Here is a 15183-nt window from a genome sequence, read left to right on the forward strand (position 1 = left end):
TTGATTGAAACCGCGATTAATAATGCCGTAAAAAATGGAGTTCTTGTGATAGCGGCAGCAGGGAACTCAGGACCTTCTCCTGACACTATAAGTTATCCTGGTGCATTACAAAATGTGGTAGCGGTAGCCGCACTTGAAAATGTGATTGAAAATAACAGCTTACGAATAGCCGATTTCTCATCACGTGGTAGCTCTGCAGAAGCAACTGTTGGGAATTACATCATTCAAGAGAGAGATATTGAAGTAAGTGCGCCTGGTCGTAATGTAGAATCTACATGGAATGATGGGGGATACAATACGATCAGTGGGACATCTATGGCAACACCTCATATTTCCGGTCTTGCGGCAAAGATTTGGAGTGAAAAATTAATTGCAAATCAATCTTACACAGCCGCAGAAGTACGTTCGCAACTTCAAAGCGCGGCTAAAAGTAACGATATATTAGGTGGAATTTCTGCATCTTTAGGAGATGATATCGCATCCGGATTTGGGTTTCCGCACCAAGAATAAACAGTGGCGTGCCCCCCTTATGGGAACCTAATCAAAAGGTTCTCTTTTTTTATTTGGAATAAAGGTTCGATGACAAACCCAAAGCAGCACCCAAGAGGTGCCTTTTCTCATAGAGTGGTGCTTCATGAAACAGGGACGGATGTCTTGTCTATCTTACAAGCTGGAAGGAATTATGTAAGATAATGTCGAAATTATCCTTTATAACCTACATAAGGCTAAGAAAGGAATTACTATTAATGAATAGTGAACTATCTCAATTCATGAATCAAAATTTACTTGCTCCATTAATTTTCATTGCAATGTGTATTGCTCTATTTTCGATAATTGGAGCTATACTTTCAAGGGTAGGTAGACTATGAAACTCTCTCGGTACTTTTTAAGTAGTATGCTTACAATCCTTATGTTAACGGGGTGTGAGCAAGCTTCAACTCCCAGCGTTCCTGATACCCTTTCTACAGTGAGTCCCGCGGTTACGTCTGGTCCCATTGTTGCACCTAAACCTGTATCCGATAGTGGCATGCCCTCCACGAATAATACACCAATCACTAGCCCGATTAAGGAGCCGGTTGGATTCGAGACAGGTTTACCAAAGGAAGAACCTGTGGTATCAGGTACGAAGAAGCAGATGAAGAAGTCAGTCTTAAAGCCCATTTATTCGGTTGGAAAAGGTAATGTAGCCATAACCATTGATGACGGTCCGACTAAATACACGGGGGAACTTCTCAAAGTTCTAAAGGAACAAAACACACACGTCACTTTTTTCTTCATCGGACAAAATACTGCAGCTTTTCCGCAGTCTGTGACAGAGGCTGTCTATGAGGGCCATGAGGTTGGTTATCATTCAGACACGCATCCTCATATGTCGCAAATGACCTATGACGCACAGGAAAATGAGTTTAATAGCGGTTTAAATAAGCTTACAAAGTTCGATAAACACCCGGTCACACTTTTTCGTCCGCCATATGGTGCCTATAACAACGATACCAAGATTGTAACGGAACAACATCATATGCAAATGGTGCTGTGGAACGAAGATCCCAAAGATTGGGCGACAACTGACCCTTCAAAAGTCGTTAAAAGTGTATTAGCTCAAGTTCAATCTGGAAGCATTATCGTCATGCACGATCATCCCTCTACCATAGCAGCTTTACCGGACATTATTAAAGGCATTCGAAGCAAAGGGTATACGCTAGTAACGGTGCCTCATTGAGAGGGACAGAGCGATTGTTGTAGGCTTTAAGGTTATCGTGTGCGATAACCTATCGGTCATGGACTTTACGTCCGTGGCTTTTTTATTTTGATGATAAAGCGAAAAAAGTTCACAAAGTATCATGTCATTGTCATATTTTATGTGTTATTATCTCGATTAATGGAATATTATGTCGGGATTTAGATATTCCTGATTCAGGCCGAAGACGATACGGAGAGTGAGAAGGATGAAAACAAGAATTAATTTGAATTTAGCTGGTAAAATGATTGCTTCGTATTTAGCGGTGAGTGTGCTTATGATCATCTTAGGTACATACGCTTTTAGTTCATTACGGACGTTAAACTCTAATCAGGAAACCATAATTAATCAGGGTTTATTCCCTACTTCACAGTTAGGGGAAATAGGCATATTGGCGGAGAATACCAGAGTTAATATGCTAAGTGCTGTCAAAAACAAAGATCCAAAATTTGCGGATGTTGCAGAAAAGAATCTAGAAGAGATCAAGAATAAGATGGACAGATACTCAATCCTACAACTTAATCCTAAGGAGACGGAAATTTTAGGAGAGTTTAAAACGAACTGGACTGATTTTAGCTCTAGAGTAAGGGATAATATCCAACTCGTCAAAAGCAATCGCTATGCGGAAGCAAGTGAAGGGCTTACCAAAGGCGGAGTCTCCTTTAGTAAAGCCTCTGAAAATATCAGACAGCTATTAGCCGTAAACAATGAGAAAGTAAGTGCGATCAAAAATCAAAGTGAGAAGGTGTATAGCCAATCTACTTGGTTTCTGCTCGGGGTTATTGCGCTCTCTACCATTATGGCAGTAGGAATCGGTTTATTCTCGGGGCGTTCCTTGGCATCCCCAATCTTAAAAATTTCCGATCAAGTCAAACGAGTCGCGGAAGGTAATTTAACGCTGGAACCCATCACGGTCAGAAACAAGGATGAAGTTCGAACGCTAGCAGAAGGAATCAATCATATGACGGATAACCTGAAAAGGTTAATCCGACAAGTGGCAGAAACTTCTATAAGTGTAGCCGCTTCTTCCCAACAATTATTAGCAAGCGCCGAACAAAACAGTAAAGCTACGGAACAGATTGCTTCTACGGCTCAAGAATTGGCAGGTGGGGCGGAAAATCAAGTTCATAACATAAACAAAAGCTCGGAAGCTGTCAATGAAATGTCAGTCAGAGTCCAACAAATCGCTTCTAATGCGGTGTTAGTTTCTTCAACAGCGGAGCAAACTTCTTCTCATGCAGAGCAAGGGAATCAAGCGATTCAGACGGTCATTAAACAAATGCAGTCTATCCATCTGATTATGGAACAGATGTCATATGTCATCAAAGGGTTAGGTGACAGATCCCTAGAGGTGGATAGTATAACAACCGCTATTTCTGACATCGCTTCCCAGACCAATTTATTATCATTGAATGCAGCAATCGAAGCAGCCAGGGCAGGAGAACACGGCCGGGGCTTTGCCGTAGTTGCTGGAGAGGTACAAAAGTTGGCGGAACAATCGGCAAACTCGGCTAAAGAAATATCACAAGTCATTACATTCATTCAAGATGGAATGAAAGATGCGATTCAAACCATGAAAAAAGCTTCACAAGAGGTGGTTCAAGGGATCGAGAGTGTAAATGTTGCCGGAGAATCCTTTGCCAAAATTCAAAATTCAGTTGATGATGTTTCTTCTCAAGTTCAAAAGGTTTCCGTTGCTTCCCAACGAATAGCGGAAGGTACGAAGGAAGTGATCTTCTCCATTACTGAAGTGACCAAGATTGCTGAAATAGCTTCCTATGGGACCCAAAACATGGCGGCTGCAACGGAAGAGCAGTTGGCTTCCATGGAGGAAATCAGTTCTTCCTCCGCTGCTTTATCCAAGCTGGCTGAAGAACTTCAAACATTAATCGAACAATTTAGAGTATAATGCCATAGAAAGACCCTGCTAAAGCTGCGAAATCCGCAACTTTGCAGGGTCTCTTTTCATATTACAACGTAAAAAGCGCATATATAGCAAAGTTCCACAAAAATGAACAAGGATGCACAAAGAATTTTATTTGAATTTGGCCTACAATGAGATCCGAGAGTTACCATCTTCAAAGTTAGGTGCACCGATCCGTATTCAGGAACTGTTACAGAAGCAGCTTATATAAGGAAAAAGAGAGGATAAAAAACAATGACGAAACATCTGGATTGGGCTGTAAATACGGCAAATACATTTATGTCTGAAGCTGATGCAGAGGGCTATCATCCGGAGCTGGCGAAACGGTGGGCCTACGTTCCCGGTATGATGCTTCTCGCATTTGGGAGGCTGGCGGAGCAAACCGGCGATGAACGCTATTACGAGTTTATGAAGCGGCACATGGACCTGTTCGTTCAGCCTGATGGAAGGGTTCGGACTTACGCTATCGAAGAATATAATCTTGATCAAGTAAACCAAGGGAAAGTACTGTTCCCCTTGCTTCGGCGAACTGGTGAGAAATGGTATGAGCAGGCCGCACATCTGCTCGCTGGTCAACTGAAAGGACATCCGAGAACAAGTGAGGGCGGGTTCTGGCATAAGAAGATTTATCCGTTCCAAATGTGGCTTGACGGGTTGTACATGTCCTCTCCGTTCCTTGCTGAGTATGCGAAGACGTTCGGACGAGAGGAGCTTTTCGATGATGTAGCTAATCAGCTGCTGCTGGTAGAGAAGCACACGCGAGACCCGAAGACAGGGCTGCTCCACCATGGATGGGACGAAAGCAGAGAGCAGGCGTGGTGCGATTCGACGACAGGACAATCCTATCATTTCTGGAGCCGGGGGATGGGGTGGTATGCGATGGCGGTCGTCGATGCGTTGGAGCACTTTCCTGTAGATCACCCTAAGCGGGGAACCATAATCGGGATTTTTGAGCGTATGGCGGAAGCGCTGGCTAAGGTACAGGACCTAGATACGGGCCTTTGGTATCAAGTGCTGGATATGGGCCACAGGGAAGGCAATTATGTAGAAGCCTCCGGTACGGGCATGTTTGTTTACGCGCTTGCTAAAGGAGTTAATCTCGGTTATTTATCTGGGAAATTCAAGGCTGTAGCGTTAAAAGGGTTTCAAGGAATGATTGATCATTTTGTGGAAACCGATTCAGCCGAGGTACATCTGCATGGGATTTGTCATGGTGCCGGACTGGGTGGAACCCCTTACCGAGATGGTTCTTTCAAGTATTATGTGGAAGAGAAGATAGTTAGCGACGTCATGATGGGCTTGGCGCCATTCCTGTTGGCTAGCATGGAGTCAGAAAAGCTAGTGCATGTGGAACCTATTCATGGATAGCAGATTTTCGGGAAGGTTGTATAAGCCATTCGATGGCTCCAACCTTCCTTTTTTTCACGTATGTTTATTTTACATTCGTTCTAATCATTTTCTTATATTCGAGAGGTGACATTTTGGTTACCTGCTTAAATTTGCGATTAAAATGAGTGATGTTCATGTAGCCGACGGATTCTGCAATATCGATTACTTTGCTGGAGGTTTCCCGCAGCAGTCTCTGTGCCTCTCGAATTCGGAGTGTGAGAATGTATTCGGTAAAGTTGAAGCCTGTATATCGCTTAAAGAGACGGCTGAAATGAAAGGGACTAATAAAGAATTGAGCAGACGCTTCCTTCATCGTAAGTGTTTTCATATAATTCGTGTTGCAATATTCGGTGATCTCCGCAATTTTTTTGTTCATCGGAAGATAGGCGGTTTCCGCCGTTTCCGCTGCCTTGCGAGAGGCGAACAGCAGTAATTGAACGAGCAGCGTTTCAAAATACAGCGATTGCCCATGACGATTCGGGTTGGTATATTCATTATTCATTTGAAAGAGAAGATTCTCAATATAATTCTGTTCCAGGTTGTTAAAATCAATAACGCGGTTAATTTGCATAAAAGGCGACAAGAGCAGATCCAGATGGGATCCGCGATACGGTTCCAGAAATGCATCCGTGAAGTAAACGATCGCGCGTTCATGAAGTTTACCGCCTTCTAGTGTTTTATGAATGTCATTCTTCTTGATAAAAATCAAAGAGCCTTTCTTCACATGATAGGTTCGATTCTCTATGTAAAAATAACGCTCCCCGGCGAACAAATAATAAATTTCATAGTGCTCATGGTAGTGAGTACGCTGCATCGGCATGTTGGTAGGCTGCTTGGCAAAGCTAATTTCAAAATCCCCATTCATTCGGTATCCCACTCCTTTATTAAATAATAACAAATTTTCGTAAAGTCTCAATGAATAAAAAAGAGAACGATCATGTCTATTTCCCGTTTTCCATATATAATAGAAATATTCAATTTCTAGACAGAGCAGGGAGCGGTGCTTCCGGAGGGGGAAATCGTATTGCGAAGATATTTGCTTAGGTTACTGGCATTTAGCTTTTTATTAGGCGTACTTCCCGCTGTAATTATTGGGATTGTCTCTTATTCGATTGCAACTAGGGATCTTGAGGACAAGGTAAAAGAAGGCAACATGCAATGGTTGACGCAAACCCAGATGCGTGTGGAACAGATGTTGAAATCCATTGAGAAATCGGCGACGCAGTATGCCAACTCTTCTCTGGTTAAGACGGCGATGAACACGAATTATTCGCCAACTGATTTTGAACAGATACGTGATCTTTCCGTGTCGCTGTATAACCTTCAATCAAGTGATGTTGTCATTACGGAGGCTTTTCTAATCAACCTTGAGCGAAATTGGTTTATAAACCTGAATGCCATGAAACCGTTGGATCAGCTTGATAACAATAAGGAGTTCTGGGATTATGCCAAGCAGCCGAGAAGCATTTATTGGAGTACAGGTATGGTATCTGCAAATGGCGTTGAGCCTGAAAATCCTGTGGAAATGATAACCCTCGTACATAAAATACCGATCCTGCCCCAGACGAGTAAGCCGCAAGGGCTTGTGGTTGTGCGTATTTCGGCAGCCGATATTCGGGAAGCGCTGATACCCGGCAATCCATCAAACCGAAACTATATCCTGGACCGCACAGGAGCTGATATTCTTGTAACGGCTGAGGTAAAGGAAGGGTATCGGGAAATAAATCGGGTCATCGCGGGCAGACTGGAGTCGGAACCGGAGAATAAACAAGGACTTTTCAATACGCATCTAGGGAGTGAAGAGGTGGCGGTTATGTATCGTTCCTCAGGCTACAACGGGTGGACGTATGTGTCGGTTATCTCTATTGGTGAAATCACCAAGGAACCCCAGAAAATTGCCAAGCTAACGCTGATTGTTTGCGCTGCCATTCTATTGATCGTTCTGGCTTTTGCTTTGTACGGCAGTCGCCGCATGTATCGACCGATACAAAATCTATTAGATGTTGCCAAGGGTATTGATCATAAATTTAACGCTCAATCGATACAGCCTAGAACCGATGAGCTGGAATTCATTAAAGTAAGCATGCAGTCTTTGGCTGTTTCAAGAAATCATATCGAACAGCAAATGCTCGGTCAAGCGGGACATTTAAAAGAGTTTTTTGTTCTAAAGCTGTTTACAGGACAGTTATCGGAGAACGACTATTTATTCCGCTCTGCCATGTATGGCTTTCCAACCGGATGGAAACGTCTAGGGGTGCTGACTCTGAAAATTGATAATTTACAGGATTCGAAGTATCAGGAGCAAGACCGGGAGCTTCTGCTTTATGCCGTGAATAACATTGCCCAGGAGGTACTGCCGCCTGAGTTTCGGTTTACACCGATCATCTTGAATCAGTCGCAAGTGACGCTTGTGGCAACGGACGCGGAGGATCCGGCGGAGGTCAAGAATGTTTTGTATCAAATGGCAGAGTCCATTAAAACAAACGCCGAGCATTATTTACAAATACAAGTAAGCATCGGGATCAGTAAACCGTACCTTTCGTTAACAGATACCGTTAAAGCGTATGGAGAAAGCTTGTCTGCCATGAAATCCCGCATTAGCCTGGGTCCGGATATTATTGTTCACTATGAGGATATCGAAAATAACCCCGGAGCAGATAAATATGTCTATACGCACCTTAAGGTAATGGAAGAGCAGCTTGTCTATGCGCTTCGGGAAATGCAGCTGGACAAAGCCACCGAGCTGTTTCAGGATTATTTGAATGCGCTGCTGCATAAGGACGGCTTTTTGTACGAGCATCACATTTTACTGCTGCAGCTTATTTCCCGGATTCTAGGGATCGTACAGGATCAGGGTATTTCGATAAAAAAAGTTCTTGGAGATGAAGGCGCGGTAGAACGATTGCTGCATTTGCAAACGCGGGATGAAATTGAGTACTGGTTCGAATCCCGATTGTTTGCTCCAATGATTCAGGTTTTATCAGAGAAATCAGAAACGCAATACGTAAAGATCGCGGATAGGCTTGTAAGAATGATTCAGGAGCAGTTCGATCAGGAAATTACATTGGAATCGTGTTCGGAAGTTCTTAGCTATCATCCGGTGTATCTAAGCCGTATTTTCAAGAAGGAAATCGGCACGACATTTAGCGATTATTTATCTGAGTATCGGATGAAGATGGCCAAGGTCATGCTGGAGACGACGGATATGAAAATTTCGGAAATCGGTGAAAAGCTTCAGTATAAAAATATAAGCGCATTCATTCGGAGCTTTCGGAAAATGTTCGATGTAACACCAGGGCAGTACCGGGAGAAGATGGATCAAAAGGAGAAGGGGAGTGCCAAGTGAAACGATATTCCGTGTACATAGTCAGCTTGCTTATATCCTCCTTGCTGTTGACTGCATGCAGCCAGGGTAAAAGGCCGGAAGTGGAAAATACCACTAAAACCTCTTCTCTTTCGCTCGTGGTCAGCCAAATTGGAGAGGTTCCTCCCAAGGACAACGAGATTGAAAAAGCCATCGAAGCATATACGAACACGGATTTGCAGATCCAATGGATCCCCTTTTCGGCCTACGATGAGAAGGTGAAGGTGATGATCGCTTCCGGAGAGCTCCCGAAGCTGATCAAGCTCAGCTATACGCCGACGATCATCGCTACGCTGAAGGCGGGTCAGTTTTGGGAGATCGGACCTTATTTAAAGGATTACAAAAATTTATCCGCTCAAAATAAGCAATTTTACGATAACATTGCAGTAGGCGGGAAAATATACGGGGTACCATTGTACCGTCCCCTTGGTCGTGCAGTTATCCATTACCGTAAAGACTGGTTTGATATCTTGGGTTTAAAGCTGCCAAAGACGCTGGATGATTGGTATGCAGCCATGAAAGCGCTCACACTTGGCGATCCGGACAAAAATGGGAAGAATGATACGTACGGGATTATCCTGGAGAAAAGATACAATCAGGATGTAAGCTCCACACTGACGCGGTTTTCCGTATCACAAGGAGGGCCGAACAAATGGAAGGTGGAGAACGGCCGCTTCACCCCTGAATTTATGACGGAGCCGTTCTATGAAACGATGAAGCTGTTTAAACGGCTTTATCAAGAAAAGCTGATGAATCAGGATTTTGCAGTCGTGGATGCTATGGAAACGTCAAGGTTATATGATTTGGGGCGGGCGGGTACTCAGGTTGTCGGGGGGAATGCCCAAAGCTGGCAAGATAAGCTGGTAAAGACGGTTCCTTCAGCGGTTGTGGAGGTGGCTCCGTTAGAGGGTCCTGGAGGGATTCGGCTCCCTGGCGAACCGGGCAATGTGGGTTTCCTGGCCATTCCTAAGGATGCGGTGAAAACGGAAGCGGAAATGAGAAAAATTTTAGCTTTTCTAGATAAGCTGTTGGAGCCTGTCATGCAAACCGTGCTTTCTAAAGGAATTGAAAATAGACATTGGATCGATAAAGGTGAGTATACGGAGGTTCTCGATCGTGAACTGGATCTAAAGGAGGTTAAGACTTATAGAGATTCTTTCCCGTATATTGACAGTAATCCTGCCCTGAAGCCTATACGCCAACCCGACCTCTATCGGAAAAACCAGCAGATCATCAAGGAGAATGAGTTGTATATTGTCCCTAACCCAGCGTTAACCTTAGAATCAGAAACCTATGCCGAGCGAGGCAAGGAGCTTGAGGTCCTGATTACGGATGCGCAGACGAAGTTTATTATGGGTAAAATCGATGAATCAGGCTGGAAATCCGAAATCAACAAGTGGAGAGAAGCCGGCGGCGATAAGATGATCCGAGAATATGAAGAAGCTTATACCAAGTAAGATAAGGATAAATAAGACCGCCAATACTGGAAAATGCCGTAGAACCCTTGAGAAATCAAGGGTTTTTTCGTTTGTGCATATATAGTTGTCTGGAAGCTATAGCTCTGGAAAAGGGCAGAACAGCGAAAGAGGTTATGCCGCAGGTATAGCCTGCCACAAGGATTCTGTCCAATAATAAAGGCATAAACAAAGAGATGTGGAGGAGCTTAAGATGAAAGCAGACTTGATTTTACAATCGGGACAATCGGACGGACAGGTTCGAAAATCGAAATTCGGTTTACTGATGAAGGAATTCATTAGGGACAAATGGTTATACCTGATGATGTTGCCGGGTGTGGCGTACTTTCTTATTTTCAAATATGTCCCTATGTACGGATTGATTATGGCATTCCAAGATTATAAGCCCCACCTTGGTTTTATGGAAAGCCCTTGGGTTGGGTTAAAGCATTTTGAACGGTTCTTTAGCGAGCCGCAATTCGGCATGCTGTTTAGAAATACAATCATTATTGCGATTTATAATCTGGTCTTTTTCTTCCCGCTGCCGATCATTCTTTCGCTAATGATGAATGAGCTTCGCAGGGAAAGGTTCAAACGATTCGTACAAACGCTTATCTATATTCCTCACTTTGTTTCATGGGTGGTTGTCGTAGGTATATTCTATATGCTGCTTACGACGGAGAACGGGATTTTAAATGAACTGATCTATGCGATCAGCGGGAAGAAAATCGCCTTCCTGCTTGAACCGGAATGGTTCCGGACGATGATTATTTCGCAATCCATATGGAAGGAAGTCGGTTGGGGCACGATTATTTTCCTTGCAGCTTTATCTGGTGTCGACATGCAGCTGTATGAAGCTGTGCGCATAGACGGAGCCGGAAGGTGGAGACAACTCTGGCATATTACCCTCCCGGCGATTCGCAGCACGATCATTATCCTGATGATTCTTCGTCTCGGAAATTTTCTGGATTCCGGCTTCGAGCATATCTTCTTGATGGTCACGCCAACCAATCGGGAGGTAGGGGAAGTATTCGATACCTATGTATACACGAAAGGATTAACGCAGGCGCAATATAGCTATAGTGCGGCGGTAGGTTTATTTAAATCGGCAATAGGTTTGGTCTTGGTGCTTGGCTCGAACTGGCTTGCCAAACGATTCGGACAAGAAGGCGTGTACTAACACCGTCTTGTTTCAAAAAAAGGAGGACATCGCAATGTCATACGATAAAACTTTAGGCAACCGCCTATTCGATATTTTTAACTACAGTTTCTTACTCATCTTCTCTGTGGCTTGCGGACTGCCGTTTCTATATATTCTGGCGGTTTCTTTCACCAGTCCGGAGGAGGTAGCAAGAGGGGGCATCATTTTGTTTCCCAAGGAATGGTCCCTTGCCTCCTACCGATACATTTTCTCAACAAATACGTTGGTCAGAAGTTTAATGGTTTCTATTTACATCACAGTTGTAGGCACCTTCATTAATCTGCTGTTTACTTCACTGATGGCCTACCCGCTATCGAAGGCGCATATCCGGGGCAGAAAATACATTTTGCTGGCCGTATTGTTTACGATGCTGTTCGGAGGCGGGTTGATCCCCACTTATTTTATAGTAAAAGCGCTGGGTTTAACCAATACGCTGTGGTCTTTGATGATTCCAAGCGCAATTAGCGGCTTCAATCTCATCGTGCTTAAAAACTTTTTTCAACAAATACCGGATGGTTTGGAGGATTCGGCGAAAATCGACGGATGCAGCGATCTGGGTGTATTATTCCGTATCGTTCTCCCTTTATCGATGCCGGCCATGGCCACATTCGCTCTTTTCTATGCGGTGTCTCATTGGAATCAATTTTTCAATGCTATTCTGTATATCAACGATAATACGAAATGGCCGATTCAGGTGCTCCTGCGGGAGATCGTTATTTTAGCGCAAAGCCGGATCGGCGATGCAAGTATCGATGAAGCCCAGATTCAGCCGTTAACCATTCGTATGGCTGTTATTGTATTTGCTACCGTTCCGATTCTGTTTGTATATCCGTTCTTGCAGAAGCATTTTACGAAGGGTGTGCTCCTGGGTTCGGTGAAGGGATAGAGAGTTTTTACTAAAAAGAGGGGAGAAGTTGAATGGAAACGTTTCGTAATCCGATTCTTGCCGGGTTTTACCCTGATCCTTCCATCTGTAGGGTGAGGGAGGATTATTACATGGTCACATCGACTTTCGAATATTTTCCCGGTGTCCCAATCTTCCACAGCAAGGACTTAGTCCATTGGCGCCAGATCGGACATGTGCTCGATCGGCCGTCGCAGCTCAATCTGGATGGTATTCCAGCTTCTAGGGGGATCTATGCCCCCACGTTAAGATATCATGAAGGTGTTTTCTATATGATTACGACGCTTACGGAGAGAGTTCCCGGCGGGCGCGAAAATTTCTTCGTTACGGCCACAGACCCTGCCGGACCATGGTCGGATCCGTATTGGTTGGATGATGCGCCTGGGATTGATCCTTCCTTGTTCTTCGATGATGACGGCAAGGTCTACTATACAGGAAACCGGGTGCCGCCGAGCGGACAGCAATATCTGAAGCATATGGAGATTTGGCTTCAGGAGCTGGATTTGGAGACGAAACAGTTGGTCGGTCCGAAACTTAGTCTGTGGGACGGGGCGCTGAAGCAAGCTCACGCACAAGAAGCCCCGCATCTTTACAAAGTGGGCGGGTACTACTATTTGCTTATTGCTGAGGGAGGAACGGGCTTTACTCATGCAGTTACTATTGCACGGAGCGAATCGCTAACCGGACCTTATGAAGTATGCAAACGGAATCCGATCTTGACGCATCGGCATCTTGGCAAACAGCACGGTATTACCAACGTAGGCCATGCGGATCTTGTTCGAACGCAGACTGGGGAGTGGTGGATGGTATGTTTGGCTTCCCGGCCGTATGGGGGATATTACCGTAACATGGGGCGTGAAACGTTCCTCGTTTCCGTGGATTGGGAGGACGATTGGCCGTTAGTGAATCCGGGTAAAGGAATCATTGAATGGGAGATGCCAAAGCCGAATTTGCCCGAAGCAAGGTGGCCTGCATTACCTGCTTGCGATCATTTTGATGCTCCGGCATTGGAGCACAGATGGAATTTCATCCGGACTCCGAGAGGAGAGTTTTGTAGTTTAAGCGAGCGCCCGGGTTATCTAAGGCTGAGGCTTAAATCAGAGTCGATATCCGAGGTCGGCAATCCAAGCTTTGTAGGCCGTAGGCAGCAGGATATTTCCTATGCCGTGCGGACGAAGCTGGAATTTGCGCCGGGTACGATTAAGGAAAGAGCCGGTTTGGTGTTATTACAAAACCATAATTTTCAATATCGTTTGGAATGCGGCTTGGATGATGAATCTCAGAGGGAAGTTCGCCTTGTGAGCAGGATTGCCGGCGAGGAAATGGTGCTTGCAAGGCGGAGCATCGATACGAGCCAGCTTTATTTGAGGGTGGAAGCGATCGGACAGTCCCTTCGTTTCGATTATGCAGCGGAGGCTGAGCAGTGGCAGCACTTGGCGGAAGATATAGACGGCACCATTCTCAGCACAGATACGGCGGGGGGCTTCACAGGAGCGTACATCGGTCTCTTCGCTAGCAGTAACGGTGAGTCCGGCGTTAACCATGCGGATTTTGATTATTTCGAATACATCGGTTTATAACTTATCTTTCTTAGGATGACTATGAGGGCTAGGTTTTAAATAACATTTCATAACGAAGGGGTAGAACTATGAATAAGCAAAAGGTTGCATTAGGAATGAGCACAGTGCTGCTTGCATCGGTGATGCTGTCGGCCTGTGGCGGCGACAAGGAAACAGGCGCGAGCGCCACAGAAGGCGCGAAGAAAGTGGACAGCAAGCCCTTCCCGATTTCAATCGTCATCAACCAGGTAGGGGAAGCTCCCGCAAACGACAACGATATGGAAAAAGCGATGGAGCAGTACACGAATACCGATCTGAAATTCCAGTGGATTCCTCTATCGGCCTACGACGAGAAGGTCAATGTCATGATTGCTTCCAGCGAGCTTCCGGAGCTGATCAAGCTCAACTACAATGCTGTAGCCATCGGAGCATTGAAAGACAATCTTTTTTGGGAAATCGGCCCCTACCTGAAAGATTACAAAAACTTGTCGGCGCAAAATCCGATTTTCTACGAAAATATTGGCGTAGACGGAAAAATTTATGGCGTCCCTTTGTTCCGCGGTTTGAGCCGTTCCGTCGTCCATTACCGGAAGGATTGGTTTGACGCTGCAGGCCTCAAGGCGCCGAAGTCTCTGGATGAGTGGTATAACGTAATCAAAGCAATGACGCTGAGCGATCCCGACAAGAACGGAAAGAACGACACCTACGGAATGATGGTGGAAAAGAAATACAACCAGAATGCAGATTCAATGCTGACCCGGTTCTCGGTGATGAGTGGCGGTCCAAACAAGTGGCAGTATGAGAGTGGAACCTTTACTCCCGAATTCATGACCGAGCCCTTCTTCGAAGCGATGAAGTTCCTCAAGCGTCTTTATGACGAGAAGCTGATCAATCAAGACTTTGCTGTAGTCGATGTCGCTGAGATCGATAAGGCTTACGATACCGGGCGCGCCGCGATCCGAATCTCCGGAGGCAATGCTCAGAGCTGGCAGGATAAGATCGCTAAGGTCGTGCCGACCGCCGTTATCGATAACGCTCCGTTAGAAGGCCCGAAAGGCATAAGAGTGCCGGGAGAAAGCGGAAACAACGGCTTCCTGGCCATTCCGAAAAGCTCTGTAAAAACGGAAGCAGACATGAAAAAAGTGTTGTCTTTCATGGACAAATTGATGGATCCGCCGATGGCGACCCTTTTGGTCAAAGGAATTGAAGGCAGACATTGGAAAGACGGAGGAGACGTTACCTTGCCGTTAGACCGAGATGCGGATGTGAAGGAAGTGAAGCCTTATCGGGATACTTTGCCACAGCGGAATGAGGACTACAACATTGCCAAGCGGATGAAGCAGCCCGATCTATTCCGTAAGAATCAACAAATCGGTAGTGAAAGCGACAAGCACGTTGTTACCAATCCGACGCTGACGCTGAGCTCCGCAACCTTCTTGGAAAAGGGCAAGGAGCTTGAACAGATCATGACCGATGCGGAAACGAAATTTATTATGGGCAAGATTGACGAGGCAGGCTGGAAGTCCGAGATCGAGAAGTGGAAAAAAGCCGGCGGCGAGAAGCTGATAACGGAGTACAAGGAGGCATACGAGAAAATCAAGAAGAAGTAACCCATCCTTTAGGAAGACAGGAATGTTCCCCGAACCCTGA

The 15183-nt window shown here is 45.3% G+C and carries 11 protein-coding genes; 10 read left to right on the top strand and 1 reads right to left on the bottom strand.

Going from position 1 to position 15183, the window contains the following annotated elements; all coding sequences use genetic code 11:
* The 4 genes from QFZ81_RS00960 to QFZ81_RS00975 all read left to right on the top strand — a co-directional run bounded on the left by QFZ81_RS00960 (position 1) and on the right by QFZ81_RS00975 (position 5030).
* Positions 1-510, top strand: a complete 510-nt coding sequence (locus QFZ81_RS00960; RefSeq protein WP_307601100.1) for a S8 family serine peptidase — start codon at positions 1-3, stop codon at positions 508-510.
* A 355-nt stretch (positions 511-865) separates the two neighbouring features.
* On the top strand, positions 866-1720 hold the full coding sequence (locus QFZ81_RS00965) for a polysaccharide deacetylase family protein (protein WP_307601102.1): 855 nt from the start codon (positions 866-868) through the stop codon (positions 1718-1720).
* Between the two features lie 226 nt (positions 1721-1946).
* Entirely contained in the window at positions 1947-3647 is a 1701-nt protein-coding gene (locus tag QFZ81_RS00970; protein ID WP_307601104.1) for a methyl-accepting chemotaxis protein, read from the top strand.
* 249 nt (positions 3648-3896) lie between these two features.
* Positions 3897-5030, top strand: a complete 1134-nt coding sequence (locus QFZ81_RS00975; protein ID WP_307601106.1) for a glycoside hydrolase family 88/105 protein — start codon at positions 3897-3899, stop codon at positions 5028-5030.
* A 64-nt stretch (positions 5031-5094) separates the two neighbouring features.
* On the opposite strand, the gene QFZ81_RS00980 is transcribed toward QFZ81_RS00975, so the two are convergent.
* The gene (locus QFZ81_RS00980; RefSeq protein ID WP_307601108.1) at positions 5095-5916 is read right to left on the bottom strand and encodes a helix-turn-helix domain-containing protein; all 822 of its coding nucleotides are present in this window, start codon (positions 5914-5916) and stop codon (positions 5095-5097) included.
* Positions 5917-6075: 159 nt separating this feature from the next.
* On the opposite strand from QFZ81_RS00980, the gene QFZ81_RS00985 reads away from it, so the two are divergent.
* The 6 genes from QFZ81_RS00985 to QFZ81_RS01010 all read left to right on the top strand — a co-directional run bounded on the left by QFZ81_RS00985 (position 6076) and on the right by QFZ81_RS01010 (position 15143).
* Positions 6076-8397: a helix-turn-helix domain-containing protein gene (locus QFZ81_RS00985; protein WP_307601110.1), complete on the top strand. Its 2322-nt coding sequence runs from the start codon at positions 6076-6078 to the stop codon at positions 8395-8397.
* Positions 8394-9872 (top strand): extracellular solute-binding protein, encoded by a 1479-nt coding sequence (locus QFZ81_RS00990; protein WP_373463620.1) that lies wholly within the window; start codon positions 8394-8396, stop codon positions 9870-9872. Before QFZ81_RS00985 ends, QFZ81_RS00990 begins: the two co-directional genes overlap by 4 nt.
* Before the next feature lie 283 nt (positions 9873-10155).
* Positions 10156-11049: an ABC transporter permease gene (locus tag QFZ81_RS00995; RefSeq protein ID WP_307606802.1), complete on the top strand. Its 894-nt coding sequence runs from the start codon at positions 10156-10158 to the stop codon at positions 11047-11049.
* A gap of 34 nt (positions 11050-11083) precedes the next feature.
* Positions 11084-11956, top strand: coding sequence for a carbohydrate ABC transporter permease (locus tag QFZ81_RS01000; protein ID WP_056830827.1), 873 nt, complete (start codon positions 11084-11086; stop codon positions 11954-11956).
* Positions 11957-11988: 32 nt separating this feature from the next.
* Positions 11989-13554: a glycoside hydrolase family 43 protein gene (locus tag QFZ81_RS01005; RefSeq protein WP_307601112.1), complete on the top strand. Its 1566-nt coding sequence runs from the start codon at positions 11989-11991 to the stop codon at positions 13552-13554.
* A gap of 68 nt (positions 13555-13622) precedes the next feature.
* Entirely contained in the window at positions 13623-15143 is a 1521-nt protein-coding gene (locus tag QFZ81_RS01010; protein WP_307601114.1) for an extracellular solute-binding protein, read from the top strand.
* Positions 15144-15183: the final 40 nt, after the last annotated feature.

It is taken from the genome of Paenibacillus sp. V4I9 (assembly GCF_030817295.1).
Taxonomy (GTDB): Bacteria; Bacillota; Bacilli; order Paenibacillales; family NBRC-103111; genus Paenibacillus_E.

Coding starts and splice junctions, on each gene's coding strand:
- QFZ81_RS00965 (WP_307601102.1), top strand. CDS start 866: ATGAAACTCTCTCGGTACTTTTTAAGTAGTATGCTTACAATCCTTATG.
- QFZ81_RS00970 (WP_307601104.1), top strand. CDS start 1,947: ATGAAAACAAGAATTAATTTGAATTTAGCTGGTAAAATGATTGCTTCG.
- QFZ81_RS00975 (WP_307601106.1), top strand. CDS start 3,897: ATGACGAAACATCTGGATTGGGCTGTAAATACGGCAAATACATTTATG.
- QFZ81_RS00980 (WP_307601108.1), bottom strand. CDS start 5,916: ATGAATGGGGATTTTGAAATTAGCTTTGCCAAGCAGCCTACCAACATG.
- QFZ81_RS00995 (WP_307606802.1), top strand. CDS start 10,156: ATGAAGGAATTCATTAGGGACAAATGGTTATACCTGATGATGTTGCCG.
- QFZ81_RS01000 (WP_056830827.1), top strand. CDS start 11,084: ATGTCATACGATAAAACTTTAGGCAACCGCCTATTCGATATTTTTAAC.
- QFZ81_RS01005 (WP_307601112.1), top strand. CDS start 11,989: ATGGAAACGTTTCGTAATCCGATTCTTGCCGGGTTTTACCCTGATCCT.
- QFZ81_RS01010 (WP_307601114.1), top strand. CDS start 13,623: ATGAATAAGCAAAAGGTTGCATTAGGAATGAGCACAGTGCTGCTTGCA.